The sequence below is a fragment of the Deltaproteobacteria bacterium genome (assembly GCA_016709225.1).
GTDB classification, from domain to species: domain Bacteria; phylum Myxococcota_A; class Polyangia; order Nannocystales; family Nannocystaceae; genus Xiheibacterium; species Xiheibacterium phototrophicum.
The window spans coordinates 1092369-1118798 of record JADJEE010000002.1 but is presented as its reverse complement, the minus strand read 5'-3'; the positions used below and the strand labels follow the sequence as shown (position 1 = coordinate 1118798).

Below are 26430 nucleotides of genomic sequence, written 5' to 3'. Positions count from 1 at the left end.
GGCTTTCGGTCCCTCTAGTCGAGTTGTTGCTCGCAATGCGGTGCCGGGTCGACGACGAACACGACGACGCCGACCAGCATCACACCGACGATCGCACCCCACACCAAGTAGCGACCCCAGCGCGCCCAGTGCGGTAGCTCTGCGGGCGCACCGCGGCGGATCGAACGCAGCACGACGGCAGCGAGCACCACCTGCAACGACGCGGTGGTGCACAGCATCGCCACCACCACCGGCGGCAGATCCAGCACACGCGTCAGCGCCAGGCCCGCGACCGCAACGCTGAGCACCAAGTTGCACAGCAGCCCCCACAGCTGCAGGCGATACAGGCCGACGATGCCGGCGATCATCGCCAGTCCGCACAGGCCCGGCGCGACGTCCCGCCACCGCATGCCCGAGCTCCACGACACCAGCGTCTGGGCGTCGGCGACCGCGAGGATCATCATCAGCGTCAGCACCCCGTGGTGGGCGATCGGTGCGAACGAGCCGCGGTACCGCTCGGGCTCGAGCCCATGGTCGCGCAACGCCAGCAGCGCGCCGCAGCAGGCGAGGTTGGCCGCCAGCGCGGTGATCGGCACCACGTGCGGATCGGTGATGTTCACCAGCGCGCCGAGCACCGCGGTCGACCACAGCAGCGCGCGCAGCAGCATCTGCGCGCCCGCCGTTCGTGCGCCGAGGAGCACCAGCGACACGAACACGGCGGTTGCGGGCAGCGCCACGACCGCCAGCACGTCGACGTGCGAGAGCGCCGCGACGGTGCGCGTCGGCAGCAGCTGCGGCTCGGCGACGTTGATCGCGGCCGCGGCCAACGGCAGGCCCAGCAGCGCGCGGATGGTCCACGCCCTGCGCGCCGACGCTGCGTCATCGCGCGCGACCACCTGCCAGAGGCGATCGACCGCGACATCCGCGGGCCGGTAGTCGGCGTGCTCGCGCTGCGCCTGCTCGACCAGCGCCTCGAACGCATCGCGGGGTGGTGTCTCAGACATCGTCGCCTCCGCTGACGGCCGCGCGCACCTGAGCCTCGGCCTTGGCGACGCGCCCGTACAAGGTGGAGATCGGCACCTGCAGCAGCACCGCTGCATCCTGCCAGGAGCGCTGCTCGATCACCCGCAGCACGAAGGCCTCGCGCAGCGCGTCGGGCAGGTCGCGCACGGCCTCGCGGAAGCGCTCGAGCGCACGCCGTGCCGAGAGTTCCTCGTCGGGCGGCGTCGGGCCGGGCGGCTCGGTGTCGACACGCCGCGCATCGATGTGGCGCCGACGCACGCGTTTCGAGAGGTGCGTGCGTGCGACGTTGATCGCGATGCCGTGCAGCCATGTGCCCACCGCCGAGCGGCCATCGAAGCTCCCGATCGAACGATGGGCCCGCAGGAAGGTCTCCGCGACGAGGTCGTCGACCGCGGCATCGTCCTGGACCAGCGCGCGGATCTGCCGAGCGATCGCGACGCGGTGCTCGCGGTAGAGCGCCGCGGTGGTCGCCCGCATGTCGCCCATCGTCGCCGGTGAGTCCACGCGCTTGGCCGTCAGCGGCGCGTCGGCTGGATCACGCGGCTCGGCTCGCGACGCGATGGGGGCGAGCGCGAAGCACAGGGTGGACACGGTCGGCACGGGCGCGGCAGGGGTCCGGGGATCGTGAGTCGCGCGAGCGGGGGCCGCTTTCGGCCGGGCCGGACGAAAAAGCGACGAACGCCTCCGATGCGCGCCCTCTGGCCGGCTCGCGCGAGCCCACGTCGGTGTCAACGCCAGGTCAGCGCATCGCTCGGACGTAGGCGCCGGGGGTCACACCCGCGATGCGTTTGAAGTGCCGGTGCAGCTGGCTCTGATCGTACAGCCCGACCTGCGCCGCGACCTCGGCCTGCGGCACGCCGCGCGCGAGCAAGGCGCCGGCGAGGCCGATGCGGCGATGCGTCACGTAGGCGTGCGGCGGCAGCCCGACCTCGTTGCGGAAGGCACGGCAGAGCCGGAACTTGTCGAGTCGTGCGTGGGCGGCCAGAAACTCGAGCGAGATGGTCTCGGTGAAGCGCTCGTCGAGCAGCGCGCGCGCACGCTTCACCGCGCTGGTCCAGGCGCTGCGTGGGCGCGACGGCTCGCGGTGCTCGGAGGTCAGCTCGCACAGCGCCCGCAAGGCATCGCAGCTCAGGGCTTCGAGCGCTTCCACGCTGGCTTCGCTGCGCATGACTGCGCCCTCGAGGGCGCGATGCAGCGCCGCGAGCGGTGCGACGCGGGGATCGTCGCAGGGGAGCGCGTTGTACCGGGGAGGCGCCACCGTGGCGCCGAGGGTCGCCCGCGCCTCGTCGACCACGCGCGCGTCGAACAGCACCACCTGGAAGCGTCGCATGCCGCGTCGCGCATGCTCGGCGAACACCTCTCCGGGCACCTTGAGATCGACGGTGCCGGGGCGACTGGACCACCGCTTGCCTCGCAGCGACCACTCGGACTCGCCGCTCGAGTGCAGCGCGCACGCGTAGCGATCGGTCACGCAGGTGAACAGATGCCCGTCGCTGCGGAACTGCCCCACGCTGACACCGGGAAGCGTCGCGGGACGCGTGAACGCGACCTGGGTGCGCCCGAGCTGCACGGCCGAGAGGTCCATGGCGGCACGATACCAGCTGCCTGCGAGGCGTGCCCGGGGGCCGTGCCGCGGTGCGGGCGCGCGGCTGCCAACTTCGCCCAATCGCGGAGCACTTGCGAGGGTGCATACGTCGAGCATGACGACGCAGGTCGAGTTTTCCACGCAGGCTGGTACCCGCATCGCTGGCGCGCTCGCCGAGCCTCCGGGGGCGGGCAAGGTGGGTGCGGTCGTGGTGATCCACGAGTGGCACGGGCTCAACGAGGTGATGAAGCTGCACTGCGAACAGTTCGCGCAGGCCGGCTTCGTCGCGTTCGCGCCTGATCTCTTCCACGGCAAGCTCGCCGCCGACGACGGCGAGGCCGCGAAGCTCATCGCCGAGTTCGACTTCCAGCGGGCCGTCGGCGACATCGGCGAGACCGTCGCGTACGCGCGCGCTCACGTGCGCTGCAACGGGCGCGTCGCGGTGGTGGGCTTCTGCCTGGGGGGCGCGCTCACGCTCGCGGCCGCGCGCTTCGTGCCGGGCTTGGATGCGGCGGTGCCGTTTTACGGGCTGCCGCGGCTGCCGGCCGACGCCTTCGTCGGCATGGCGACGCCGGTGTGTGGCCACTATGCGCGCGTCGACGAGTGGGCCGATCCGGCGCTGGCCGAGCAGATCCAAGGCAAGGTCCGCGGCGGCGGTGGCGAGATGGAGGTCCACGTCTACGACGCAGGGCACGCGTTCATGCGCTCGACCGACGCGTCGCGCCACGAACCCAAGAGCGCCGCGCTGGCGTGGCAACGCACGCTCGAGTTCCTGCGCACGCACCTCGGCTGACGTCGCGAGAACCCGTACCGCGACGATACGCCCGGTGACTCCCGCGGGCAGCTCGCCCAATCCATGCGAGACTCCCCCGCGCGTGCGCGTGCTCTACCTCGAGCCCTTCGATGGCGGTTCACACGCGGCCTTCGGCCGCACGCTGATGTCGGCGCTACCGTGGCAGTGGACCGCGATCACCCAGCCGCCGCACCACTGGAAGTGGCACATGCGGCAGGCGGCAGTCGACGCCGCGCTGCGACTCGAGGGCCTGGGCGCGACGTTCGACCTCGTGTTCGCGTCGAGCTACGTGCCGCTCGCCGAGCTGGTCGGCCTGGTGCCGCAGCTCGCGGGTGTGCCGCGGGTGCTCTACTTCCACGAGAACCAGCTCGACTTCCCCACGCGCACGCCGGCGCTCGATCGCGACCTGCACTACGGCGTCACGCAGCTGGTGAGCGCGATGGCGGCGAGCGTGTGCGTGTTCAACTCGCAGCACAACCGCGACAGCTTCCTCGGGGCCGCGCGCGCGCTGCTCGCACGCATGCCCGATGGGCCACGGGGCGCGTGGGTCGATCGCATCGCGGCGCGCAGCGAGGTGTTGCCGGTGCCGCTCGAGCTGCCCGACGTCGCGCCGCCGGTGGTGGCGGTCGATCGCGATCGCGGCCCGCTCTTGCTGTGGAACCACCGCTGGGAGCACGACAAGGATCCCGACGCGTTCATCGGCGCGCTGCGGTGGCTCGACGCGCAGGGGCTCGCGTTTCGGGTCGCGATCTGTGGGCAGCGCTTCACCGAGGTGCCGGAGTGTCTGCGCGACGCACCGTCGTGGCTCGGCGATCGCTTGGTGCAGCACGGCGCGGTCGCGTCGCGCGACGACTACCTCGCGCTGCTGGGGCGCACCGACGTGGTGGTCTCGACCGCGGTGCACGAGTTCTTCGGCGTCGCGGTGCTCGAGGCGATCCACTGCGGCGCGCAGCCGGTGGTGCCCGATCGGCTGTCGTACGTCGAGCTGATCCCACCGCGGTATCGCGTGGCCGACGAGGCCGCGCTGCGCGATCGGCTCGCGTCGCTGTGCCGGCACTACGCCGCCGGCGAGACGCTGCGCGCCGATCGGCGCGACGTCACACGGGCGCTCTTGGCCGACGCGGTGATGCCTCGCTATCGCGCGCTGTGCGAGCGCCTCGTTGCCCGTTGACGCGCGTTCGCGTTGGCCAACTCACGATCGGGCCCGCGCGCCGCTACTCGCGTCGCACGGTCGCGCTGGCGCCGGCGTCCTCGTCCCAGTGCACCTCGACCACACACGGCCGGCAGCAGACGTCGCAGTCCTGCACGCTCGTGCCGACCGCGTCGGGCTCGATCCACAGCTCGAGCGACTCGCCGCACCACGGACACTGCGCCGTCACCTCTTCGCCCATGCCGCAACACTCTAGCAGCCCGCGATGGAGCTGATACCGTGGCGGCCATGACCCGTCCGTACAATCTCTCGGCCGGCCCCGCGATCCTCCCGCCCGAGGTGTTCGAGCGCACCGCGGCTGCGGTCCGCGAGCTGGCGCTGCCGGGCGACGACGCGCTCGAGTCGAAGCTGTCGATCCTCGAGATCAGCCACCGCAGCAAGACCTTCGAGCGCATCCACTTTGGTGCCATCGCGCTGTGCCACGACGTGCTGGGGATCCCGCGCACGCACAAGGTGTTGTTCCTGCAGGGCGGCGCGAGCACACAGTTCGCAATGGTGCCGATGAACCTGCGACAGCGCAGCAAGGCGTGCTGCTACATCGACACCGGCGTGTGGTCGAAGAAGGCCATCGCCGAGAGCAAGCTGCTGGGCGAGACCCGCGTGGTCGCCAGCGCCGCGAGTACCGACGGCGGTGTCGGCTACGATCACATCCCCGCGCTGCCTGACGCCGCGACCTACCGCGACGGTAGCTATCTGCACGTCACCAGCAACAACACCATCTACGGTACCGAGTGGGAGCAGCTGCCCGCGATCGAAGGCGTGCCCTTGGTGGTCGACCTGTCGTCGAACATCGGCAGTCGCCCGATGGGCATCGAGCACGTCGCGATGGGCTACGCCGGCGCGCAGAAGAACCTCGGCCCCTCGGGTGTGACGCTGGCGTTCCTGCACGAGGACCTGCTCGCGCGCGAGCCGGACGGCGTGGTCCCGACCATGCTGCGCTACACCACCCACGCCAAGGAGGACAGCCTCTACAACACCCCGAACACCTTCGGCATCCTGGTGTTGCTGCACGTGCTCGAGTGGATGCGCGATCACGGCGGCGTGGAGGGCGTGGGCGCGGTCAACCAGCGCAAGGCCGACAAGCTCTACGCGCTGCTCGATGGCAGCGCGCTGTACCGCCCGCACGCCAAGCCCGGCAGCCGCTCGCGCATGAACGTCACGTGGACGCTCGACGGCAAGGACGACGCCGAGCGCGACGCCCGGACCAAGAAATTCCTCGCCGCGGCCGAGGCCGCCGGCTTCTCGGGGCTCAAGGGGCATCGCCTGGTCGGCGGCTGCCGGGCCTCGATCTACAACGCATTCCCCGAGGCCGGCGTCGACGCGCTGGTGGCGTTCATGCGGGAGTTCGAGCGGGTCTCGTGAGCGACTATCCCATTGCCGCGCCCGGCTGGGCGGCGATCGACACCGTGTGCTCGGCGATCCACCGCAACACGCTGCCGCACCAGTTCACCAGCGCGACCGCCTACGATCTCGACAGCGCCAATCCGCTGCCTGCGATCTGCGCCTGGGAGGCGCAGACATCGGTCGGTCCGCAGTGGCACTACGTCACCTACGGCCTCTCGGAGCTGTTCGAGAAGAACTCACCGGTGCCGCACATCTCGGGCTTCGGCTTCGAGCTGTGCCTGCGATTGCCGCGGGAGCGCGTCGCCGAGGGCGTCGAGCAGCGACCGCCCACGTGGCCGCTGCGAATGCTGCAGGGCATCGGTGGCTACGTGATGTCGGGCCACGGTGAGCTCGACACCGGGCACATCATCGACATCGGCGGGCCCATCACCGGCGGTGACCCAGCCACCGCGCTCGAGGGCGTCGTGTGCGTGCCCGACCCGCAGCTCGCCGCCAACGGCAAGCTCGAGGGTCCGTTCGGCAGCGTGCTGTTCCTGCTGCTGGTCGGCCTGTGCCGCGACGAGATCGACTCGATGCAGGCCGAGAGCTGGGACCTGGTGCGCAAGGTCGGACTCTGCAGCGAGCTCGCACCCGGCGGCGCGACCGACCCCGCCCGCGGCAGCTGGCGCACCGATCCGCGGCGCGCGGCGGCGTTCCGCCGCTACGAGCTGGGCGTGTTGCTGTCTTGACGTCGGCCCGGCCGAGCGCCGGGCCTGCGCGGCGATCGATCCGCTTTCTTGGCGTTGCCGGTATACTGCAGGGATGTTGCGCGTCTTCGCGCCTGGGGGACGTCTCGGTCGTGGCACCGCGGCCGCGCTCGCGTGGCTGTGCACCGCCGCCTGTGCCACCGGTGACACCGCGTCGGGTGACGAGGCGATCAGCTTCGGCCCCGGTGGCAACTCCAACGCCACGCCGACCACGGGTGGCAGCGGCGTCGACACCACCGACGGCGTCGACACCAGCCCGTCGGGCAGCATGACCAACGGCTCGGGGGTCGACACCAACGATCCCGACTGTGTCGACGAGGACGGCGACGGCTACGGCGAGAGCTGCATCGCCGGCACCGATTGCAACGACGACGATCCCGACGTCAACCCCGGCGCACCCGAGACCTGCGACGGCACCGACGAGAACTGCGACGACATGATCGACAACGGCTGCGAGTGCCCCGACGACGGCGTCAGCGGCAACTGCAACATGCCGACCGATCTGGGGCCCCTCGAGGTCGGCGGCAACGTGCTCGGCGTGGTCGGCAACGTGCCGCAGCAGGACGGCATCGACTGGTACAAGGTGCAGTTCCCCGCGGCCGCGCGCCCCGGCGAGGGCACGCCGACGATCCAGTTCGCGATCAACGAGGACGACGCATTCGTGTTCGACGTGGTTGCGGGGCAGTGCGAGGCCGCGGGCGCCACGTGCAGCACCGGCGGCATGAACGGCGCGGCGATCGGACTGACCAGCTGGTCGTTCGTCGACGACGACCCGATGTGTTGCACCCCGCCCAACGACTCCATGGTCGCGTGGCCCAACGACACCTATCTGCGGGTGTATCGCACGACCGACGGGGCCAGCTGCGCGGCCTACCAGCTGCAGGTCTCGCGCTAGTAGCTCGACACAGGGATTGTGACGGGCCATGACACCGCCCGGACCGCCCGGCTCAGTCGGCCGCGATGCCCTCGGGCGCGACCACCTGCGGGGGCGCGACGCCCGGCGGCGCGTCGGTCGAACGCCGCACCGCGTCGCCGTCCATGTCGATGTCGCAGGTCATGCGGTCGCCCTTGGGCACCACGCGCCACGGCGGCAGCGACGGCAACGGCGGCGGATTCTCGCCGCAGCCGGGGTCCTCGGCGTCCTTGCGACCGTCGTAGTCGTTGTCGACGCCGTCCGTGCACGACGTGATCGACAGCCGTGACTCGGGGTCGGGGTTCACCGTCAGCAGCGTGTCGGGCAGCGCGTTCCAGGTCGCGTCGAAGAACGCGTGGTACTGCGCGGCGAGCTCGGGGCTGCGGATGAGCAGCGTGTTCTCGTCGTTGTTGTACTCACCCGAGCTGGTCCAGTTCATCGAGCCCGCGATCACCGAGTGGCCGTCGATCGCGGCCGACTTCATGTGCATCTTGCCGCCCCAGTTCTCGACCTTCACGGGGATGCCGGCGGCGCGCAGCAGCTCGTGTTTGCTGTACTCGTTGCGCGCGCCGGTCGCGTCGATGATGACGCGGATCTCGACCCCGCGCTGGTGCGCGGTGATGAGGTCCTCGGCGATGTGCTTGTGGGTCAGGAAGAACACCGCGATGTCGATGCGCTCGCGCGCGTGCTTCAGCAGCGGTCGCACGCCGTCGCGGATGGGATCGTCCTGCGGCGAGAAGCGCAGCTCGACCTCGGCGTTGCCCAGCGACACGCGCGCGGGGCCGTGGGGCAGCTTCTGCGTGTGATAGAAGCCGCGCCCGTACATCTGCTCGAACTCCTGCGCATAGCGGCTCGCGAGCTCGCGCGAGTGCGCCACCACCACGAGGTTCGCGTTGTAGCCACCGCTGCAGGAGTCGCTCACGTTGGTCGAGCCGGTCCACACGTGACGGCCGTCGACCACGAAGAACTTGTCATGCATGATCGCGTCGCTGTCGCCGAGCTGTTCGCGGCTGGCGTGGGCCGCCAGCAGGCAGCCGTCGCCGAGATCGTAGGCCAGACACTGCACTGGGCCCAGAGTGTCGGGCGGTCGATCGCAACGGGGCTCGCCGCCGATGTCCTTGCGCGCGCGCTGCTTCGCCAGCCGCAGGTCCGACTGCTGGTCGCTGTGCACGTCGCCCAGCGCTTCGACCATCGCGTCGGTGCTGCTGTAGTAGTTCTTGCCCTCGCGATCGCGGTCGACCACGCCGCGGACCTTCACGCCGCGGGCCTTGGCCGCCGCGAGCGCGGCCATCACCTGTGACTGGTTGCGCACGCCGTAGATCGCGAAATCGATGCTGGTCTGCGCGCCCTCGATGAGCCGGAGCAGGGAGCTGCACAGCGGCACGTCGCAGGTGTCCGCGGGCGCCGGGCGGTCGCCCGGCTGGTAGAGCAGCAGCTCGAGCTCGCCGTCGGGATCGGCGATGGTCGGTGCCACGGGGGCGTCGCGCCCGGGCTTGGGGCACGCCGCGAGTGCGAGCACGGCCGGCATCGACAGGAGCAGGGGCGTCGTTCTTGGGTGGCGCATCAGAACTCGGACTCGACGATCTCGGGGTGGGCTCGTACGAACGCGATCGCGGCGCGCTCCGACATGCCCGCTTGGCGCAGGGCCGCGGTCGCGACGCCGCCGATCTGCGAGTAGGGCAGGTACGCCCGCGCGAAGTCGACGTCGTGCTCGGTCGCGTAGCGCAGCGCCTCTTCGATCTCGGCGACCACCGTGGGCAGCGTGCGCTCGTAGAGCTTGCGCAGCTTGGCGTCCTTGGTGGTGCAGTAGCGGGTCGCGTCGAACTTGTGCGTCACGCGGACGTTGCGGGGCTGGAACGTCCGCAGCGGGTTGTCGTCGACGAGGATCACGCGGGTCAGCGACTCGTCGAGGATGCGGAGGTCCTTGGCGGGCTCGACCACCGGCGTGCCGTCCTTGCGCGGCTGCAGCACCAGGTGGCTGTTGGTCAGCACGCCCGCGATCGCGGGATGCTCGGGCAGCGGCTTGCCGCCGAACTGCCACGCCCGGAGGTTCGCGACCGTGGGCTCGTCGAGGTAGGCACTGAAGATCACGATCGCGCCGCCGAGCGCCGCGATGCGATCGAGCGCCGCGGCGGCACCTGGGGCGAGCTCCAGCTTGCGCCGCGTCGGCTTGGGCCGCGTGTGCTCGACCTCGAGGTCGTGGCAGCCGGCGGCGGCGGCGTCGTAGAACTGGTCGTAGAGCGTGTCGTCGAGGTCGAACACCACGATGAACCGCGCCTTGGCCAGCAGCTCGACGGCGCGGCGGTCCTCGAACTGACCCGCAGTCGCGCGCGCGAGTGCGGCGTCGAAGTGGGCGGCTGGGCTGCCGCCCGGGTCGCTGCGTGACAGATCGCGATAGTGGTTCTGCAGCTCGACCGCGCGGTCGCGGCCCAGGCCGTGCTTCGACATGAGCGCGGCGATGTCGAAGAAGCGCATGTCACCCGCGTTGGTCTCGGCGTAGCGGTCGGCCCAGGCCGGCCGCGCGTCGAGGGTCACGGCGGCCAGCGGATCGGTCGCGGTGGGGGGTGCCGGGGTGGCGGCGTCGGAGGCGGTGGGGCAGCTCGGTGACGTCGTGGGTGGCGCGCCCGTGGCGGACGCCGTGGCCACGCACGCCGTAGCGGCGCCGAGTGACGCGAGCACGAGCGATCGGAGCAGGGGCATGGGCGCCCCAACCATCGCGCAGCACCTGCGGGCGCGCAAACCCTCGCGCTCGCGGAGCGCGGCGCGTCGCAACGGCGCCCCTGGCGGGTCACACGACGCCGTCGGCGATCGCCTGCTGCAGCTCGTCGGCGCCGCCGATCAGCTTGCCGCCCACGAACACCTGCGGGAACGTCGGCCAGCCGCTCCACAGCTTGATCGCGAGGCGCTCGCGCCAGGCGCTGAAGTAGCTGCCGTACTCGATGTACTCGAACGGCTTGCCTGCGCCATCGAGTGCCTTGCGCGCGCGCTTGCAGTGCGGGTTCTGGGCCATGCCGACCACGACGATCGGCTTGTGCTCGACCGCCTCGGCCACGCGGGTGACCACCTCGGTCTGCCAGCGCGACATCTTGTCGAGGGCCTTGGCGGAGATCTGGGACTCGGGGAGCTGGGGTCTTGGCACGATCGTCACGCGGTGTAGCATCGAATCGCCGCCGACGCCGATCCGGTTACGGCTGCGGCCGCCCGAAGGGGGCGGGCCGCGGACATCGCCCTGCGCTCACGCGCGACGACGACGGGTCGCGATGAGGCCGAGCCCGACCAGGCCCATCAGCAGGCCGAGCCCACGCGAGCCCGGGCTCACCGCGCAGAACAGGTCGCCGGTGCCGCTGAAGTCGAACTTCACGTCGACCTTCACGCCCTTGGCCTCGAGGGCATCGATGCAGTCGTCGGTGTCCGCCGCCGCGACGTACTGGCCGTCGCAGAACAGGCTGCCGTCGGTGTCGCAGGTCGCCGTGCAGTTCTCGGCGAAGGCCGCCTGGCACTCGGCGAAGCCCTCGGCCTGGCAGTCGATCTGGCAGTCGAGGTTGATCGCCGCGGTGCACGAGCCGCCGCAGCACGACTCGCAGTCGGCCACGCAGTCGGTATCGGGACCGGTCACCTCGCAGCTGCCGTCGCACTCCGCCGAGCAGCTGGCCTCGCAGCTCGAGCGGCAGCGGGTGCCGTCGGCATCGCCGGCGCACAGCGAGTCGCAGTCGGCGGTGCAGTCGGCCTGGCATGACGCGCTGCAGTCGAAGCTGGCCGGATCGGCGAGGCACTCGGCCTGGCACGCGCCGGTGCACGAGGTGGTGCAGTCGACGTCGGCGGTCAGATCGCAGTCGCCGCTACAGCGCACCTCGAGGTCGGCGGCGCAGGCGTTCACGGCTGCCTTCACGTCGCAGCTGCCCTCGCAGGTGGTCTCGTAGCGCAGCTCGCAGCGGGTCGCCGCGTCCACCACGATGCCGCCACAGGCAGCGACGCCGGCGTGGGCGGTGGCGGATCCGAGGGCCGCGAGGGCGAGGGCGGTGAGGGGCAGGGCGGTGGCGAGCGTGCGGATCATGGGCATGGTGGTGGGGCTCCGACCACGAGCGGGCGTCGAGGGACGCCGCCGCAGCGGTCGGGGGCCGCGGGTTGCAACCGCCGGACCAGGCCTGCACGGCGACCCTCGTGCACGATCGTGCATGGCCCACGGCCGCAGGCGCCCGACACCGACGTCCGACTGCGGTGGAACGCAACGCTGCGGGCTGCCGCGGGTCACCGCTCCAGGAACGGCTTGTCCGGCACCCGGACGGGTCCACCGATCGCGGCCGTGCGGGTGAACGTCACGTTCAGCTGGGCCCGTCGGGTCTGCTGCAAGGCGTTGTCGATCTGCGACTGCAGGCTCTCGCGCTCGCGGCTGCAGAGCTCGCGCTGAGCCACGAAGGCATCGAAGAGATCGTGCTCGAGAGCGCTCCGCATGAGTCGCTCGAGCTCCAGGTCGGCGCGGTTGAGCTTCTGCAGCCGGCCATCGAGCTGCCGCACGCTGTCGGTCAGGTCACTGACGCTGGCGTTCTCCGACGCGATGGTGCCGGGCAGCTGCGCGAGCGCGTGGCGGACCCGACCCATGGCCTCGGGCGGCAGCTGCAGGTAGATCGAGGCCTGCTCGGGGCTGGACGACAGACTCGTGACGTCGCCGCCGGCCTCGCGCGCGATCGCCTGCAGTGCGGCCGCGGTCTCGATCGGCTGCGCGACCTCCATGGCGACGTTCACGTAGCTGGCGACGATGCGACCGCCGGGGAGCTGCGGCGCCGGGCGCAGCGGCGCGATCGCGGCCACCGGGGCGACCGCAGGGGTCGCCTCGAGCGGCTCTTCGGTCGCGCCGCGGCCGGCGCAGGCCACGAGCAGGAGAGAAAGGATCCACGACCGGTGGCAGCGCATGTCGACCTCCGCCGACGTCGCAGCGCCGGCACCGGCCCAACGCGCGCGGGCGCGGATCGATCTAGGTCGCGGCCGCGCCCCGCAGCGCCGCCAGCCGCTGCGCCACGCGGGCGATGATGCTCTGCTCCGCGGCAACGGCCTCGCCATCGGCCCACGCCCCGTGGTGCAGGTGCACCAGCAACTCTTCGAGTCCCGCGGGGGCGATGCCCTCGAGCAGCGCGTCGAGTGGTTGGGCGGCCGCGGCGTGCACCGTCGGATCGGCGACGCTGTCCGGCGACAAGCGCAGCAGCGACTCGGCCCAGATCGCACCACGGGTCGCCAGGTCGAGGCAGCAGCGGTCCATCGTCGCCTCGAGCATCGTGCGCTCGCGGGCGTCGAGCACGCCGTCGGCGACCATCAGCCGCATGAGCACGCGGCACGCGAGGTACTTCTCGCGGCGATCGTCCCGCAGTACCTCCTCGACCGCGGCCAGCGCGGCTGCGCGCAGCCGGGGATCGGCGGCATGGGGGTCGTGGCGCGCGGGAGCCATCGAGGTTCGATCATGCCACGGGGCCGGCCGTGCCACGAGCCACGCCGGCTGCAGGGTAGCCCGAGCGTCATCGGCCGCTCGCTCGTGCCCGCGCGCTGACGCGGGCCGAGCGGCAGCCCGACGATCAACCGCTCGGCGTGCCGCCGCCGGCGTTGGTCAGCGCGTAGCCGGTCATGTCGCTGTACGTGTAGGCGCCGACCAGGCCGTAGTACGAGGTCACGGTGCCGGTGACCTTGTCGATGCGGTGGGCGCCGTCGCCGTAGGCGACCGTCCACACGTAGCCGTAGTAGTCGATGCTCACGCCGTAGGAGCCCGGCGTCGGCCAGTTGGCGGCTGGCAGCAGGGTCTGGCGATCGATGCCGACCACGCCGCTGCCGTTGGCCATCCACACCAGGCCGTCGTCGCCGGCCTCGGCCATGCAGCCGGAGTAGCCGCCGCCGTTGCCGGTCATCCATGTCTCGCTGCTCGGGTCGAAGCGACCGAACGTCGACGAGCACGCCCACACGTAGCCGTCGGAGTCGACGGTCATGCCGTAGCTCGACACCGGCACCGGCCAGGTCGTGTAGGCCATGTCGTCGAGATCGACGCGCACGAGCATGACGCCGCCGAGCTTGGTGCCCCAGAAGTTGCCCTCGCCGTCGACCGCACCGCCGTAGATGCCGTAGTAGTCGTTGGGGAAGCCCGCCAGCGTGACCATGTCGATCACCGCGCCGTCCTCACCGTCGAGCAGCAACACGTCGGTCTGCTGACCGACGCGACCGGCGGTCCACAGCGCGATGTTCTCGTACTGGCAGGTGTCCTCGTTGAAGGTGCCCTGCGTCCACGCGACCGGTCGCTGGCTCTCGTAGTTGAACGGGGTGTGCCACGCGATGCACTCCTCTTCGCCCCACGCGAGGTAGCTCGAGTCGCTCGAGGTCTGGATGCCCGGCGTGCCGTTGGACTCGTTGCAGCGATCGGGCAGCGCGTAGATCTTGGTCACGCCGCCGGAGCGGTTGGCGACCGCGACGTCGCCCTGGAGGTTGACGCTGGTGCGCGATGGGCTGCCGTTGCTGTCGGGCCGCACGATGTAGCGGCCGACCTCGGTGACCGTCTGCGTGTCGATCTTCGAGATCGTGCCCTGCGTGCTGTTGGCGGCCCACAGGTAGGAGAACTCCGGCTCGCCGTTGCCCATCGTGCAGGGCTTGCCCGCGAAGTCGGGCGTGACGCCGAGGTCGAACTTCGGCCCGCCGGCGGTGGTGTTCGAGGTGGCGGCGGTGGTCCCATCGGCCGCGGTGACGCCGGTCTCACCGACACTCGCGCTCGTGGTGTCGCCGGTCGTGCCGCCGGTCGCGGACGCCCCGGTGAGCGAGCCGATGCCGCTCGAGTCGTCCCCGGCACCGGTGGTCGCCGCGTTCTGCGAACCGACGCAGCCGAGCCCGAGCCCGAGGCCGATGCACGCCAGCCATGGAAGATGGGCGACAGAAGAAACCCGTGAGCGTCGTGCCTGCTGAACTCGCATCGTCGAAGACTTGCCCCCACGGGAACCCTCGCATGAATCGCGCAGGTGATTCAACCCATCGACGCCGCGGGGATCGGCCCGCATCGTTCACGGCGGTACACCCAAGCATGGTGGTCCGAGGGGCGTGACTCTCCTCGCGGTGCTCGCCCCCCAAGTCCAGCAGTGGGCCGGATTCGTCGTTCGTTTTGGCGGTTTGATTTGTTGGCTTCCCGCGTCGAGCTCGCGAGCGGATCAGATCACGTTGCCGTCGCTGCGCACGTGATGCAGCCGTGCAGCGGCCTCGCGCGCGCTGCGGGCGGTCGCGACCAGTGCGTCGAGCGTCGCCGCGAGATCGCCCGTGGAGGCTGCGGTGGGCGGCGCGTTGCGGTCATCGGGATCGCCGAGCCCGGCGTCGCCCTGCTTCATGCGCTCGACCACCGCGCGCTGGACTGCGGCGGCATCGCTCAGCCCCCGCAACACGCCGACGTGCATCGAGTGGGCGCGGGGGTCGGCGCCACCGCCACCGCCGCCGGCGGTCTGCACCTGCACGTCGGCGATGCCGAACATGCGCTGCAGTGGGCCCTGCTCGACGGTGACGTTCTGCACGTTGGCGTAGGTCAGCGTCATGTCGTGCACGACCACGATCCCCTCGCGGATCCGCAGGCTGCGATCGGTGATCACGTACCAGCGGTTCTCGTAGTCGAGCCGTACCAGCGCGTAGCCGAGCACCGCGATGAACGCAAAGCCGAGCCCGAAGGCCCACTCCGCGAACCGGAGGATCGTCGTGACGAACGCGGGCTGATTCGGCGCGCCGGCGAGTGTCTCGAGCGATGCGAAGGTGGTCGCGAAGGCAAACACGAACACCAACCCGCGCAGCGCCAGCGCCGTCAGGCGATAGCGCAGGTACGCCGGTGCCGCGAGCACGACCTTGCCGCGGTGTGCCGCTGCGGGCGGGGGCGGCACCGCACAGATCTCGGTCACCAGTCGCAGGAACGCGTTCCACATGGTCGTTGGCCGTGGTTGCAGCCCTGGGCTATCGCGGCGCGAGCGCGGCGAGGGCATCGCGGACGCCGGCGAGCTCCCGGGTGACGGTTTGTAGCGCCTCGGTGAGCGCGGCATCGGGGGCGGCGGCGGGCTCGTCGAGCTCGCCGCGCATGCGCGCGTAGAGAAAGTCGCGCACCGCTTCGTACTCGAGCAGGCCCTCGATGGTCATCTCGGCGGTGGCCGAGCCCGAGGCGGTCTGCACCAACACGTCGGCGAGGCCCAACCAGCGCTGGAACAGGCCCGAGCGCAGGTGGATGTCCTGGATGCGCCGGTAGGTCAGGTTGATCTCGCGACGAAAGAGGATGCCCCAGCGCATGTGCACGCCCTCGGCGTCGAAGCGGTAGCGCATGCTGTGGAAGCGGAAGTAGAGCAGCGGCAGCAGCAGCACCAGCCCGGGCCCGGTGAGCAACGCACGCAGCACGTACAGCGTCCACAGCTTGCGGTGGGGCCGCTCGATCACCGCGATCGCCGGTGGGATCGCGCCGGCGCGGGCGCGAGGTTGCAGGGAGGTCGACATGTCGCGGTGCTCCACGACAGTGTCGGTCATGTCGACGGCAACGGGAAGTGCCGCAGGCCCACGAACTCGCGCTGCAGCTCGGCGCGGAAGTCGGGGTGGGCGATCGAGATCAACGCGAAGCCCCGCTCGCGCAGCGTCATGCCGTGCAGATCGACCGCGCCCCACTCGGTGACGATCCAGCGCACGTGGCCGCGGGTGGTGACGACGCCGGCGCCAGGCTGCAGCGTCGACACGATGCGCGAGCGCTGGCCGTGCTGGGCGGTCGAAGGCAGCGCGATGATGGCCCGGCCTCCGGGCGAGCGGGCCGCGGCATGCATGAAGTCCATTTGACCGCCGATGCCGGAGAAGATGCGGTGGCCGATGCTGTCGGCGCACACCTGCCCGGTCAGGTCGATCTCGAGCGCAGAGTTGATCGCGACCACGCGCTCGTTCTTGCCGATGAGGTTGACGTCGTTGGTGCGATCGCAGCCGTGGAACTCGACCAGCGGGTTGTCGTCGACGAAGTCGTACAGCGTCCGCGAGCCCGAGACGAAGCTGGTCACGATGCGGCCGGGGTGGACCTTCTTGTGGCGGTTGGTGACGACCCCGGCGGCGACCAGGGGAAGCAGTCGATCGGAGAACATCTCGGTGTGCACGCCGAGCTCGTGCTTGTCGAACAGCCGCGCGAGCACGGCGTCCGGGATGGCGCCGATGCCCATCTGCAGGGTCGAGCGATCGTCGATGAGGTTGGCGACCTGCTCGCCGATGCGCTGCTCGACCGCGTCGGGCTCGCTGGGCGCGTGCTCGTGCAGCGGTCGGTCGGTGCAGCAGAACGCCGAGATGCACGACAGCGGCAGCATTGCGTTGCCGTGGGTGCGGGGCATGCGTTCGTTGATCTCCGCCAGCACCAAGGGCGCGCTCTCGATCGCAGCGCGGGCACAATCCACCGAGGTTCCGAGCGTGCACATGCCGTGGCGATCGGGCGGCGAGACCTGCACGATCGCGGCGTCGAGCGGGATGCGACGGCTGCGGAAGAGCGCCGGGATGTCGGACAGGAACACCGGCATGAAGTCCGCGCGGCCGGCCGCGACGCTCTCGCGCAGCGGGCCACCGGTGAACAGCGACACCGAGTCGAGCCGGCCGGCGAACTCCGGCGCGGCGAACGGCACCGCGCCCTCGAGGTGGAGGTGATACAGCGTGACGCGCTCGAGGTCGCTGCGCTGGCACAGCGCCTCGACCAGCGGCGTGGGCGTCGCGGCGGCACCGTGGACGAACACGCGCATGCCCGATCGCAGCGGCGCGACGACGTCGGCGGGCGCTCGGCCGCGCGACCGCCAGGGCGTGGGTTCGGTGGGGCGTGGCTCGCAGGGGGACGTGGGGGTCGCCATGGACGCGCACGAGCATCGCAAGTTTTTCCCGCCGTGCGCGGGGGCAGCGGCCTGCTACGATTGCGGCGATGAAGCGAGGTGGGTGGGCGATGGCGATGGCTTACGCGATGACGACGAAGCGCATGGCGATGACGTGGCTGGCGGGTGCGGCACTGACAGTGGGCTGCGGGCCGGTGGTCGACGGCGGCGGCGGGAGTGACGACGGGGCTAGCTCCGACGGCAGCGGCAGCGCGACGACCGGCGTGTCGACCCTCAGCACCAGCACCGGTCCGAGCACCACCGACTCGCCCACGACGGCGTCGGTGACCACCGACGTGACCATCACCGCGACCGCGACGGTCACGACCGATCCCACGACCGCGACGGTGACGACCGACCCCACGACCGCGACCGACACCGGCGGCGGCCTTCCCAACGACTCGATGTGCGAGTTCGACTCCGAGTGCGCGTCGGGCCACTGCTACGTCGCCGGTCCCCTCGGGGGGCTGTGTGGCGAGTGCAACACCGACGCCGACTGCGACGTCGGCGGCTGCACGGCGCCGAACCCGTTGGCGATGCCGCCGCAGGGCTCGCGCTGCAACGTCGGCGAGTATGGCGGCGGTTGCATGAGCGACGACGCCTGCGGCGATGCTCTGGTGTGCGCGTCGATCATCGATGTGCCCGGCATCATCGAGGTCGCGACCTGCAGCGAGTGCGTGGCGGATGCCGACTGCGACGCAGGGCAGCTGTGCGCGCCCGACATCGCGGTCGTGCAGGTCACCGGGGTCAAGCGCTGCGTCGCCGAAGGATCGCTCGCCAACGGTCAGAGCTGCGATCTGCAGGGCAGCGGTGACAGCTCGTGCGCGTCGGGACACTGTGCGCTGGCCAGCGTCATGGGCATCCTCGATCTCGGTGTGTGCAGCCAGTGCGAGAACGACGTCGACTGCGGCGCGGGTCACCCGTGCCAGGACGCCAGTGTCGATCTCATGACCGGCCTGCAGCCGGCGATCTGTCTGTAGCCGCGCGCCGTGGCCGGGCTGTGCTAACGTCGCGCCGCCGTGATCCGCCGCAGTTGTTCCGTCGTCGCGATGTGTCTGGCCCTGGGGTTGCCGCCTGCGCTCGGCTGCGGCGGTGGCCCGTCGAGCTCGAGCTCGATCGAGAAGGCGCTCGAGGCCCCGAAGAAGGAGGCGCCGGCCAAGGCTGCGGGCAAGCCCAAGGAGAAGCCGGCGCCCGATCCCAACGCGGCGCCGTGGACGGTCGATGCGATCCGCACCGCGATGACGGTCGGCACCAAGGTGTCGTGGTCGCGCAGCGGCACCGACGCCAAGGGCAAGAAGGTCGGCGGGACCCTGACCTACGCGATTGCCAAAGCCGGCGACGACGGCGTCACGACGACCTACACGATCGACCCCGATCCCGGCACCAACGCCGCATCGTCACAGCTCGCGACCGCGCCGTGGTCGACCCTCGGCCCGTTCTTCGCGATGGAGAAGCCGACGGTCACCGTCGAGGGGCGCGAGAGCGTGACCGTGCCCGCGGGCACCTTCGAGTGCTCGCGCGCGCGGATGCAGGACTTCTTCGGCAACCAGAAGACCGTGTGGATGATCATCGACAAGCCCGGCGTGCTGGCGAAGATCGAGGACGCCGGCAACGCGGGCGACGACGCCGACAAGACCGCGATCGTCTACGAGCTGGTCGCGCTCCCCGCAGGCTGACGGCGTGGCCGATGGCGCAGGACGATCACTGGAGCGTCTATGTGCTGCGGTCGCGCTCGAGCGCGCGCACCTACGTCGGCATCGCGCTCGACGTGAAGCGCCGCGTCGCGCAGCACAACGGACGCCTGCCGGGCGGGGCCAAGAGCACGCGCGCGGGGCGGCCGTGGCGGGTCGGCAAGGTCTTTGGTCCCTTCGAGACCCGCGGCGAGGCGCAGCGCGTCGAGGCCGCGATCAAGCGCCTGCGCGGAGCTGCACGGCTGCGCTGGCGCGCGTGAACGCGCGGCACGTCACAGCTGGACCAGAGGATCATCCACCCCGATGCTGGGTTCGCATCGGCGGACCCGCGGATGTCGGAGTGCCCCCATGATTCCCCTGGTCATCCTCTCGAGCTTCGCGGTCCCCGAGCCCCTGCGCGCGCGGTGGTACGCGCAGCCGCTGCAGCCACAGGCGCTGACATGGCCGCCGGGCATGCCGCTGTTCGCCGGCACCGAGCCGCCGCGCTTCGACTCGGTGCGCTCGTTGATGACGAGCCTGGACGGGCTCGACGGCGCACCCAACCACTTCGCCGCCGACGCCCAGGGGGTGCGCGGATTCCTGCTGCCCGACGCGGTGCAGGAGCTCCACCAGGATCTCGCCTGCGCCCTGCGTCAGCTGGGATCGCTCGGCGTGCGCGGCACACTGGCGTTCCTGGTGTTCACCGAGCAGATCGGCTTCGTCGTGGAGCTCGACGGCGAGGGTGGCACCGCGAGCTGGCGCCCGACCTCGGAGATCTTCGCCGACGAGGGGCTTGCGCGGGCCTTCATGATCGAGATGGAGTTCGTCAACGCGTGGGACCGCGACACCTCGCTGACGCGGGCGGCGTTCTTCGACGCGCAGCGCGAGCTCGGCATGGCCGCGATCGAGTCGCAGCCCCACCACGAGGACGTGCTCGCGCGGCTGGATGCGGTGCCGGCGGCCACGCTGTTCGAGTGCATGCGCGAGGGTGGCGTCACCGGCCAGCACGACCGTCCGCTGCACGAACTCTACCCCGATCCGAGCGCGCTGGCGGCCGCGGTCGCGGCCCGCGAGCCGGCGGTGCGTGCCGCGGCGATCGAGCTGCTCACGCTGATCGACGAGCCCGCGGGCGAAGCGATGGTCGGCGCGTTCGTGAACGACGACTCGGAGCACGTCGTGCGGCACGCGATCCGGGCGCTCGGACGCATGCGCTCGGATGCGGCATTCGAGCGCCTGCTCGAGCTCGACCCGCGGCGCCTGCTCGGGTTCGTGCAGCTCGCCTTCGGTCGCGCGCTCGAGCACAGCCGCGCACCCGGAGCCGAGCGGATCCTCCGCGCCGCGCTCGAGGGGCCGCGGCTGCGACCGGCGGCGTGGTCCGAGCGTGCGCCTGCCGCCGATGATCCGGCCCGCGAGCGCGACATCCTCCACGCGCAGGTGGTGATCGAGACCAGCGCGATCCGTCGCCTCGCTGACGTCGAGGTGCCACTGTTCGCGATCTTCGAGCATCACCCGGTCGCGGCGGTGCGGGTCGCGGCCGCCAGCGCTGGCGCGCCTCGGCGGCTCGCTGGCACAGTCGCAGCAGCTGCCGCTGCAGTACGCGCTGATGGGCATGGGCAAGGCGCTCAACCAGGACGACGAGCGTCGCGCGGTGCTGTGCGGCGTCGACACCAAGGACGAGTCGATGGGCATCGTGCGGCTGAACGAGATCGACGCTGCGACGCTGCAGGCGTTGCTCGACGAGGGCTTCACCCACCCGTCGCTCCAGCAGAACGACGCCCCGTCGGTCGGGCAGTTCGCGGGCATGGCGGCCTCTCACCCCGAGCTGCGCTTTGGCGGCTATGCGGTGCCGGCGTCGCGCGCGGACTACCGCATCAGCCTCGACGCGGTGCGCGTGCGGCTGGACGCGGTGCCCGACGATCGACGCGACGAGGTGGCGGCGCTGTTCGACCAGCTCTCGCGCTCGGCGACCAACTGCGACGCCGCCGAGGGCGAGCTCGCCTGCTGGTGGACCTGAGGCAAGCGCGGGCGTGCGAGCGGCCGGGTGGCCGCGCGCGCGCGCTGGGGCCGTGCATCGGGCCATTGTCACGGATGGCGTGCGAGCTGCGTTGGTCGGGTGATGATGTCGCCCTCGCCCCGGAGCTCGCCGATGCCCACCGCCGCCGCCGACGTCCCCGTGTTGTCCTCGATCCTGCGCAGCGTCATCGTCCACCGCCAGGGCGCCGTGTGCGAGCGCATCGCGGCCTTGACGGAGGTCGGCGACGCGCGAACCCTGCGAGTGGTGGGCCTGCCGCTGGCGCTGGTGGCCGGCTCGCTGCGCGCGCGTGTCACCGGCGGCGGCGACGACCTGCGCGTGGTCGACGTGCGGCCGGCGTTCGAGGTCGAGCTCGGCGGCGAGGTCGACCTCGCGATCGAGCAGCGCGAGCTCGAGTCCGCCGAGCACGACTGCGCCGCGCTCGAAGATGCGATGGCCCGCGTGGTCGCAGAGCAGGGCGAGCTGCTGGCCCTGACGCCGCGATTCCGCGAGCCGCCGCGGCGTGAGCCACCCCGCGCCGCGCCGCTCGACGCGATGCTGACGCTGGCGTCGTTCATCGACGAGCAGGTCGAGGGGCTGCACGCGCGTCGGCGTGAGCTCTCCCGCGCACTCGTCGACGCGCAGGAGCGCGTGCGGCTCGCGCGTCATCGCATCGCCGAGGCCTCCGCGGCCACGCGGACCGAGCGCTCGCGCGTCACGCGGGCGGCGTGGGTGATGCTGTCGGGTGCACCCCCGGTCGGCAGCGCGCTGGCGATCGAGTATCGCGTGCCCGGGGCCCGCTGGGTGCCGAGCTATCAGCTCACGCTCGACGAACAGGGCGGCGCGCAGCTGGTCATGCGCGCCGCGATCGCGCAGGCCACCGGGGAGGATTGGTCGGCGGTCGAGCTGTCGCTGTCGACGGCATCCCTGGTCCGCCGCACCGAGGTGCCGAAGCTGACGGCGCTGCGAATCGGACGACGCCAGCCGCCGCCGCCACGCGCGGGCTGGCGCGAGCCGCCGGCGGGGCTCGAGGGGTTGTTCGCCGACTTCGATGCGTTCGAGGCCCACACACGTCGGCGTCTGCGGGCGGTGCCACCGCGAGCGGGTACGAGCGCGAAGGCACCGGCCAGCGCCGACGCGCGCGCGAACCTCCCCGGCGCGCCACCGCCACCGCCTGCCCCCGCACGGCCCACGATGGCGCCGCAGATGCCGGCTCCGATCGCGGCCAGCCCCGCGACGTTGGCGGCCCCGGTGCCGATGCCACAGGCGGCGAGCTTCGGTGGCATGCAGCAGGAGCTGCGTCGCGCCGAGTCGATCGCGGCGCCGAAGGGCCGCGCGAGCATCGGTGGTGGCGGGGTGGAGCGAGAAGCGGCCGATGACGCGATTGCGCACGACGGTGTGTCACCCAGCGAGCCGTCCGCGATCGCGCCCTCGGCGGGGCTGCTCGACTACGGCGCGGTCCGCATGGCCGGGCTCGACGACGGGCAGCGCGGGCGCTTGATCCCGGCGCCGCCGCTGTCGCAGGCGCTCGCGCGATCGGGCGCGCGCGCGACCGATCCCGATGCGCTCACCCGCCGCGTCGCGACGGCCGAGCGTGCCGCGCTCGAGGTCGCGACGCTGCCGCTGCCGAACGCGAGCGTGGCGGTCGACGCGACCTTCGGCTTCGACCACCGCTACGATGCCCGCGCGGCGGTCGACGTGCCTGCGACCGGCGCGTGGGTGACGGTGCCGGTCGCGGCGTGCGAGGTGCGACTGCGGCCGCGCTTCGTGTGCGTTCCCGCGGTCGAGCCGCAGGTGTACAGCACGCTCGAGCTCGACAACCAATCCACGCGTGCGCTGCTGCCGGGCCCGGTCGATGTCGTGCGCGGCGGTCAGTTCGTGCTCGCGACCTCGCTGCCGGCGATCGCCCCGGGCTCGAGCGGCAAGCGCCTCGGGCTCGGCGTGGAGGAGGGCATCAAGGTCGCCCGCAACACCCGCTACGAGGAGACCACCGGCGGCATCTTCCGCGGTGCGGCGCTGCTGCTGCACACCGTCGAGGTCGAGGTCGGCAACCGGCTGGCGACGCCGATCGAGCTCGACGTGCTCGAGCGCGTGCCGGTCGCGGCCGATGGCGAGAAGGATCTCGAAGTCGAGGAGCAGGAGATCACGCCGACCTGGCAGGTGCTCGACGCGACCCACGATGGCGAGCAGATCGCGGGCCGCCGTCGCTGGCGCGTGACGGTGCCCGCCGGCACGAGCGCGACACTGGTCGCGAAGTACACCATTCGCATGCCGGCCGATCGCATGTTGGTCGGCGGGAACCGCCGCACATAGGGAGGAACGCCGCCATGCCAAACGACGTCACGAATCCCGAGTCCGCGCTGCCCGTGCGCGCGGTGTCGTTGCTGGAGGATCGCGCACAGGTCGAGCGCCGCGGCGAGCTGACGCTCGCCGGTGGCCGCCGCACGTTCGAGATCACCGGCATCTCCATGCTGGCGGTCGACCGCTCGCTCGAGGTCACCGCCGAGGGGGCGAGCGTGGTCGATGCGGGTCTGCACCGTCGCCTCCGCGAGCGTCCGGCGGGTGGTGTGTTCGCCGACGCGAGTGCGCTGCGCCGCCGCGTCGACGAGCTCGAGCAGGAGCTGCGGGCGCACGACGACGCACAGGTCCGCATCGAGGTGCAGCGCCAAGCGCTTGCGACCGCGCGCGCCGACGTGCTGCGGGCGATCGCCGAGGGCGTCGGCGCGGGCGTGGCCGATGCGGCGCAGTGGCACGCGCAGCTCGAACACGCGTCGCAGCGGGGGCTCGCGCTGGACGGGCGGCTTCGCGACAACCGACGCGAGCACGACGCGTGCGCGCGACGACTGACCGACGCCCGCGCGGCGCTGGCGGTGGCCGAGCAGCCCGAGCCCGAGCGCGAGTGCCTGCTGCGGATCACGCTCGAGGGCGAGGGCGCCGCGCGGGTGCGCGTGCGCTATCAGGTGCCTTGTGCGGCGTGGCGGCCGGCGTACCGCGCGCGCCTGCACGGTGGCGTCGTGACCATCGAGCAGGACGCCGTGCTGTGGCAGAACACCGGCGAGGCATGGCGCGACGTCGAGATCTCGCTGTCGACCGCCCGTCCTACGCTCGGTACGACGCCGCCGTCGTTGACCGAGGATCGCCTGCACACGCGGCCGAAGACCGACACCGAGAAGCAGACCGTGGACGTCGCAGTGCGCGAGGTCGACATCGCCGACACCGGCGAGGGCCGCCACGAGGACGCGCTGCCCGGGGTCGACGACGGCGGCGAGGTGCGGCGGCTCGTGCTCGCGAGCCGCACCGATCTGCCCAGCGACGGCGAGCCCCATCGGGTGTCGCTGAGCAGCTTCACGGCGCCCGCGACGGTCGAGACGCTGTGCGTGCCGGAACTCGGCACCGAGGCGCAGGTGGTCGCACGCTTCGCGAACCTCGGCGCCGAGCCGCTCATGGCCGGCCCGGTCGACGTACTGCGCAGCTCGGGCTACGTCGGCCGCACGCAGCTCGGCTACGTCGCGCCCGGCGAGGCCGTCCGGCTGTCGTTCGGCAGCGAGGACGGCGTGGTGGTGACGCGCCGCGTCGCGGTCACGAAGGATGCCAGCCGCCTCACCGGCCGCACGACCCAGCGCACCACCGTCACGCTCGCGATCAGCAACGCCAGCCCACTGGCGCGCACGCTGGTGGTCGAGGAGCGCGTGCCGGTTTCGGAGGTCAAGGAGGTCGAGATCGAGGTCGACGCGCGGGCGTGCAGCCCGGCCCCGCGCGAGCTCACCCGCGACGGCATCGCGAAGCTCGAGCTCGAGCTGCCGCCCCACGGCACGCGGACCGCGAGCTTCGTGTGGGAGCTGAGCGCGGCAGGCAAGGTCGCGGGGCTGTGAGGCCCGCGATCAGTCCGCGGACAGCGGCAACGGCATCCGCACGATCGACGCATCGCCCTCGAGCCCCAGCTCGCGCGCGGCGGCCTCGAGATCCAGCCCGGCGAGCCCGACCTCCGCGACCAGCAGCGCGCACGCTTGCCGGTCGCACCGCATCCGCGGCGCCACGCGGGTCGTCGAGATCGTCGCGACCTCGGTCAGCGCGATCGCATGCCCGTCCGCGCCCGGTACCGTGACGCCGACGAGCGCGTCGGGGCCACCGTCGCCGATCCGGACCGCGACCTCGGTACCCTCGGCGTCGTCGCGTCGACCGACCACGCGCCCGCGCGAGGACGCGAGCTGCACCGCCTGCGCGAGCTCGCCGACCGCGACCCCGAGTCGTGCGGCGCGCTCGCGATCGGGGGTCACGACCAGCGTCTCGATCGCGGGCGTGGTCATGACCTCGACCGGCGCACCGAGCTGACGCGAGGCCCACTGCGCGAGCACGGGCGTGACCCGCTCGCGCACGGCGGGGTCGTCGGCCAGCACCGCGAGCGCCTCCCGGGGCACCGCCGGCGCGTCCGCCAGGCGCAGGCCCACGCCCGCGGGCAGCTGGGCGGCGAGCGACGTGAGCACGGGCGCGAGCGCGTCGCCGTGCTCGCCCGAGAGGCGCAGCCGCAGGCCGATGCCGCCACCGGGCACCTCGCACGTCGTCTCGGTCTCGATCCGGATCGTCGCGATCGCTGCGGCCTGGGCCTCGCCGAGGCCAGCGCGCTCGAACAGCTGCGCGGGCTCGATCGCCGCCGCGCCGAAGGCACTGCCGCCCGCGGTCCCTAGCAGCTCGGCCACGCGCTGCGGCGCGATGCCGAAGGCGGCGGTGCGCACGGGATCGATCTCGATCACCGTGCGCTGCACCGGGCCGCAGCGACGGACCTCGCGTACGCCGGTGACGGTCTCGACGCGCGTGCGCACCTGCGCGGCGATCGACGACAGCTGGGCGGCGCTGCGCGACGCGCCCTCGACGTGCAGCCACTGCAGCTCCTCGTCGCGGGGGTGCGACTCGACCATCGGCGGTTCGAGCCCAGGCGGCAGCCTCGCTGCGATCTCGCCCATCGTCTGCCGCAGCTCGAGCGCGGGCACCATCGGATCGTCGACGTCGATCGCGAGCCAGCAGGTCACTGCGTGCGGCGTCACCGTGGTCCACAGGTGCTGCGCCGCGTGACCGGCGATCGCGGCCTCGATCACCGTCGCCGCGTTGTCGAGGTCATCGGGGGCGTCGCCCGCTGCCGCCACGCGCACGGCGATCCACGACGGCGCCGGGGCGGCCGCGACGGTGGTGTCCGCGGCGGCGGCACGCGGGCCGGGGTCGGTCGGTGGCTGGCGACACGCGAGCAGCAGCGTCGCGGCGAGGACTTGCACGCGCACGGAAGGTGCCGGTCGTAGGG

Annotated in this window: 27 protein-coding genes; 11 read left to right on the top strand and 16 right to left on the bottom strand. The window is 71.9% G+C overall.

The genetic code is table 11. From position 1 onward, the window contains the following. Nucleotides 1–14: 14 nt before the first annotated feature. The 3 genes from IPH07_18905 to IPH07_18895 all read right to left on the bottom strand — a co-directional run bounded on the left by IPH07_18905 (nucleotide 15) and on the right by IPH07_18895 (nucleotide 2587). Nucleotides 15–983 (bottom strand): hypothetical protein, encoded by a 969-nt coding sequence (locus tag IPH07_18905; GenBank protein MBK6919470.1) that lies wholly within the window; start codon nucleotides 981–983, stop codon nucleotides 15–17. After that, nucleotides 976–1602, bottom strand: a complete 627-nt coding sequence (locus IPH07_18900; GenBank protein MBK6919469.1) for an RNA polymerase sigma factor — start codon at nucleotides 1600–1602, stop codon at nucleotides 976–978. Before IPH07_18900 ends, IPH07_18905 begins: the two co-directional genes overlap by 8 nt. Nucleotides 1603–1741: 139 nt before the next feature. Continuing rightward, nucleotides 1742–2587, bottom strand: coding sequence for a helix-turn-helix transcriptional regulator (locus tag IPH07_18895; GenBank protein MBK6919468.1), 846 nt, complete (start codon nucleotides 2585–2587; stop codon nucleotides 1742–1744). A 115-nt stretch (nucleotides 2588–2702) separates the two neighbouring features. On the opposite strand from IPH07_18895, the gene IPH07_18890 reads away from it, so the two are divergent. Beyond that, on the top strand, nucleotides 2703–3380 hold the full coding sequence (locus IPH07_18890; GenBank protein ID MBK6919467.1) for a dienelactone hydrolase family protein: 678 nt from the start codon (nucleotides 2703–2705) through the stop codon (nucleotides 3378–3380). 82 nt (nucleotides 3381–3462) lie between these two features. Beyond that, nucleotides 3463–4551: a DUF3524 domain-containing protein gene (locus tag IPH07_18885; protein ID MBK6919466.1), complete on the top strand. Its 1089-nt coding sequence runs from the start codon at nucleotides 3463–3465 to the stop codon at nucleotides 4549–4551. Nucleotides 4552–4594: 43 nt separating this feature from the next. On the opposite strand, the gene IPH07_18880 is transcribed toward IPH07_18885, so the two are convergent. Then, a complete protein-coding gene (locus IPH07_18880) occupies nucleotides 4595–4771 on the bottom strand; it encodes a CPXCG motif-containing cysteine-rich protein (GenBank protein ID MBK6919465.1) in 177 nt (58 codons plus the stop codon). A 47-nt stretch (nucleotides 4772–4818) separates the two neighbouring features. On the opposite strand from IPH07_18880, the gene serC reads away from it, so the two are divergent. The 3 genes from serC to IPH07_18865 all read left to right on the top strand — a co-directional run bounded on the left by serC (nucleotide 4819) and on the right by IPH07_18865 (nucleotide 7575). Next, the gene (gene serC / locus IPH07_18875) at nucleotides 4819–5952 is read left to right on the top strand and encodes a 3-phosphoserine/phosphohydroxythreonine transaminase (protein ID MBK6919464.1); all 1134 of its coding nucleotides are present in this window, start codon (nucleotides 4819–4821) and stop codon (nucleotides 5950–5952) included. Then, nucleotides 5949–6662, top strand: coding sequence for a suppressor of fused domain protein (locus IPH07_18870; GenBank protein ID MBK6919463.1), 714 nt, complete (start codon nucleotides 5949–5951; stop codon nucleotides 6660–6662). The genes serC and IPH07_18870 overlap by 4 nt, the downstream gene beginning before the upstream one ends. 73 nt (nucleotides 6663–6735) lie before the next feature. Then, nucleotides 6736–7575 (top strand): putative metal-binding motif-containing protein, encoded by an 840-nt coding sequence (locus IPH07_18865; GenBank protein MBK6919462.1) that lies wholly within the window; start codon nucleotides 6736–6738, stop codon nucleotides 7573–7575. Nucleotides 7576–7627: 52 nt separating this feature from the next. On the opposite strand, the gene IPH07_18860 is transcribed toward IPH07_18865, so the two are convergent. The 10 genes from IPH07_18860 to IPH07_18815 all read right to left on the bottom strand — a co-directional run bounded on the left by IPH07_18860 (nucleotide 7628) and on the right by IPH07_18815 (nucleotide 17438). Continuing rightward, on the bottom strand, nucleotides 7628–9121 hold the full coding sequence (locus tag IPH07_18860; GenBank protein ID MBK6919461.1) for a hypothetical protein: 1494 nt from the start codon (nucleotides 9119–9121) through the stop codon (nucleotides 7628–7630). A 35-nt stretch (nucleotides 9122–9156) separates the two neighbouring features. After that, a complete protein-coding gene (locus tag IPH07_18855) occupies nucleotides 9157–10293 on the bottom strand; it encodes a hypothetical protein (GenBank protein MBK6919460.1) in 1137 nt (378 codons plus the stop codon). Between the two features lie 88 nt (nucleotides 10294–10381). Continuing rightward, nucleotides 10382–10678, bottom strand: a complete 297-nt coding sequence (locus IPH07_18850) for a glutaredoxin (GenBank protein ID MBK6919459.1) — start codon at nucleotides 10676–10678, stop codon at nucleotides 10382–10384. Nucleotides 10679–10828: 150 nt separating this feature from the next. Beyond that, on the bottom strand, nucleotides 10829–11653 hold the full coding sequence (locus tag IPH07_18845) for a hypothetical protein (protein MBK6919458.1): 825 nt from the start codon (nucleotides 11651–11653) through the stop codon (nucleotides 10829–10831). Nucleotides 11654–11841: 188 nt separating this feature from the next. Beyond that, nucleotides 11842–12504: a DUF4349 domain-containing protein gene (locus IPH07_18840; protein ID MBK6919457.1), complete on the bottom strand. Its 663-nt coding sequence runs from the start codon at nucleotides 12502–12504 to the stop codon at nucleotides 11842–11844. Between the two features lie 61 nt (nucleotides 12505–12565). After that, the gene (locus IPH07_18835; protein MBK6919456.1) at nucleotides 12566–13033 is read right to left on the bottom strand and encodes a hypothetical protein; all 468 of its coding nucleotides are present in this window, start codon (nucleotides 13031–13033) and stop codon (nucleotides 12566–12568) included. Nucleotides 13034–13157: 124 nt separating this feature from the next. Then, nucleotides 13158–14531 (bottom strand): hypothetical protein, encoded by a 1374-nt coding sequence (locus IPH07_18830; protein MBK6919455.1) that lies wholly within the window; start codon nucleotides 14529–14531, stop codon nucleotides 13158–13160. Nucleotides 14532–14762: 231 nt separating this feature from the next. Beyond that, nucleotides 14763–15515, bottom strand: coding sequence for a PH domain-containing protein (locus IPH07_18825; GenBank protein MBK6919454.1), 753 nt, complete (start codon nucleotides 15513–15515; stop codon nucleotides 14763–14765). Between the two features lie 28 nt (nucleotides 15516–15543). After that, nucleotides 15544–16071 carry a PH domain-containing protein gene (locus IPH07_18820; protein MBK6919453.1) on the bottom strand — a complete coding sequence of 176 codons (528 nt, stop codon included), beginning with the start codon at nucleotides 16069–16071 and terminating at the stop codon, nucleotides 15544–15546. 26 nt (nucleotides 16072–16097) lie between these two features. Further along, nucleotides 16098–17438, bottom strand: a complete 1341-nt coding sequence (locus IPH07_18815) for an acetyl-CoA hydrolase/transferase family protein (protein ID MBK6919452.1) — start codon at nucleotides 17436–17438, stop codon at nucleotides 16098–16100. Nucleotides 17439–17545: 107 nt separating this feature from the next. Here IPH07_18815 and IPH07_18810 point away from each other — a divergent pair, with 107 nt between their 5' ends. The 3 genes from IPH07_18810 to IPH07_18800 are packed head-to-tail and all read left to right on the top strand — an operon-like array spanning nucleotide 17546 to nucleotide 19407. Further along, a complete protein-coding gene (locus IPH07_18810) occupies nucleotides 17546–18436 on the top strand; it encodes a hypothetical protein (protein MBK6919451.1) in 891 nt (296 codons plus the stop codon). Between the two features lie 39 nt (nucleotides 18437–18475). Further along, nucleotides 18476–19132 carry a hypothetical protein gene (locus IPH07_18805; GenBank protein MBK6919450.1) on the top strand — a complete coding sequence of 219 codons (657 nt, stop codon included), beginning with the start codon at nucleotides 18476–18478 and terminating at the stop codon, nucleotides 19130–19132. A gap of 11 nt (nucleotides 19133–19143) precedes the next feature. Beyond that, a complete protein-coding gene (locus IPH07_18800) occupies nucleotides 19144–19407 on the top strand; it encodes a GIY-YIG nuclease family protein (protein ID MBK6919449.1) in 264 nt (87 codons plus the stop codon). A gap of 31 nt (nucleotides 19408–19438) precedes the next feature. Here IPH07_18800 and IPH07_18795 read toward each other — a convergent pair whose 3' ends face one another. Continuing rightward, nucleotides 19439–20632, bottom strand: coding sequence for a hypothetical protein (locus IPH07_18795; GenBank protein ID MBK6919448.1), 1194 nt, complete (start codon nucleotides 20630–20632; stop codon nucleotides 19439–19441). A gap of 103 nt (nucleotides 20633–20735) precedes the next feature. On the opposite strand from IPH07_18795, the gene IPH07_18790 reads away from it, so the two are divergent. The 3 genes from IPH07_18790 to IPH07_18780 all read left to right on the top strand — a co-directional run bounded on the left by IPH07_18790 (nucleotide 20736) and on the right by IPH07_18780 (nucleotide 25009). After that, entirely contained in the window at nucleotides 20736–21140 is a 405-nt protein-coding gene (locus tag IPH07_18790; GenBank protein MBK6919447.1) for a hypothetical protein, read from the top strand. Between the two features lie 336 nt (nucleotides 21141–21476). Next, entirely contained in the window at nucleotides 21477–23450 is a 1974-nt protein-coding gene (locus IPH07_18785) for a DUF4139 domain-containing protein (GenBank protein ID MBK6919446.1), read from the top strand. 14 nt (nucleotides 23451–23464) lie between these two features. Further along, nucleotides 23465–25009: a mucoidy inhibitor MuiA family protein gene (locus IPH07_18780; protein ID MBK6919445.1), complete on the top strand. Its 1545-nt coding sequence runs from the start codon at nucleotides 23465–23467 to the stop codon at nucleotides 25007–25009. Between the two features lie 9 nt (nucleotides 25010–25018). Here IPH07_18780 and IPH07_18775 read toward each other — a convergent pair whose 3' ends face one another. Further along, the gene (locus IPH07_18775; GenBank protein ID MBK6919444.1) at nucleotides 25019–26410 is read right to left on the bottom strand and encodes an efflux RND transporter permease subunit; all 1392 of its coding nucleotides are present in this window, start codon (nucleotides 26408–26410) and stop codon (nucleotides 25019–25021) included. Nucleotides 26411–26430: the final 20 nt, after the last annotated feature.

Excerpts from the sequence above, each read along its gene's own strand:
- IPH07_18905 (MBK6919470.1), bottom strand. The coding sequence starts at position 983 with ATGTCTGAGACACCACCCCGCGATGCGTTCGAGGCGCTGGTCGAGCAG.
- IPH07_18855 (MBK6919460.1), bottom strand. The coding sequence starts at position 10,293 with ATGCCCCTGCTCCGATCGCTCGTGCTCGCGTCACTCGGCGCCGCTACG.
- serC (MBK6919464.1), top strand. The coding sequence starts at position 4,819 with ATGACCCGTCCGTACAATCTCTCGGCCGGCCCCGCGATCCTCCCGCCC.
- IPH07_18815 (MBK6919452.1), bottom strand. The coding sequence starts at position 17,438 with ATGGCGACCCCCACGTCCCCCTGCGAGCCACGCCCCACCGAACCCACG.
- IPH07_18865 (MBK6919462.1), top strand. The coding sequence starts at position 6,736 with ATGTTGCGCGTCTTCGCGCCTGGGGGACGTCTCGGTCGTGGCACCGCG.
- IPH07_18795 (MBK6919448.1), bottom strand. The coding sequence starts at position 20,632 with ATGCTCGAAGATCGCGAACAGTGGCACCTCGACGTCAGCGAGGCGACG.
- IPH07_18845 (MBK6919458.1), bottom strand. The coding sequence starts at position 11,653 with ATGCCCATGATCCGCACGCTCGCCACCGCCCTGCCCCTCACCGCCCTC.
- IPH07_18830 (MBK6919455.1), bottom strand. The coding sequence starts at position 14,531 with ATGCGAGTTCAGCAGGCACGACGCTCACGGGTTTCTTCTGTCGCCCAT.
- IPH07_18790 (MBK6919447.1), top strand. The coding sequence starts at position 20,736 with ATGGGCAAGGCGCTCAACCAGGACGACGAGCGTCGCGCGGTGCTGTGC.
- IPH07_18880 (MBK6919465.1), bottom strand. The coding sequence starts at position 4,771 with ATGGGCGAAGAGGTGACGGCGCAGTGTCCGTGGTGCGGCGAGTCGCTC.
- IPH07_18800 (MBK6919449.1), top strand. The coding sequence starts at position 19,144 with ATGGCGCAGGACGATCACTGGAGCGTCTATGTGCTGCGGTCGCGCTCG.
- IPH07_18860 (MBK6919461.1), bottom strand. The coding sequence starts at position 9,121 with ATGCCGGCCGTGCTCGCACTCGCGGCGTGCCCCAAGCCCGGGCGCGAC.
- IPH07_18835 (MBK6919456.1), bottom strand. The coding sequence starts at position 13,033 with ATGGCTCCCGCGCGCCACGACCCCCATGCCGCCGATCCCCGGCTGCGC.
- IPH07_18890 (MBK6919467.1), top strand. The coding sequence starts at position 2,703 with ATGACGACGCAGGTCGAGTTTTCCACGCAGGCTGGTACCCGCATCGCT.
- IPH07_18895 (MBK6919468.1), bottom strand. The coding sequence starts at position 2,587 with ATGGACCTCTCGGCCGTGCAGCTCGGGCGCACCCAGGTCGCGTTCACG.
- IPH07_18780 (MBK6919445.1), top strand. The coding sequence starts at position 23,465 with ATGCCAAACGACGTCACGAATCCCGAGTCCGCGCTGCCCGTGCGCGCG.
- IPH07_18820 (MBK6919453.1), bottom strand. The coding sequence starts at position 16,071 with ATGTCGACCTCCCTGCAACCTCGCGCCCGCGCCGGCGCGATCCCACCG.
- IPH07_18840 (MBK6919457.1), bottom strand. The coding sequence starts at position 12,504 with ATGCGCTGCCACCGGTCGTGGATCCTTTCTCTCCTGCTCGTGGCCTGC.
- IPH07_18810 (MBK6919451.1), top strand. The coding sequence starts at position 17,546 with ATGACGACGAAGCGCATGGCGATGACGTGGCTGGCGGGTGCGGCACTG.
- IPH07_18850 (MBK6919459.1), bottom strand. The coding sequence starts at position 10,678 with ATGTCGCGCTGGCAGACCGAGGTGGTCACCCGCGTGGCCGAGGCGGTC.
- IPH07_18825 (MBK6919454.1), bottom strand. The coding sequence starts at position 15,515 with ATGTGGAACGCGTTCCTGCGACTGGTGACCGAGATCTGTGCGGTGCCG.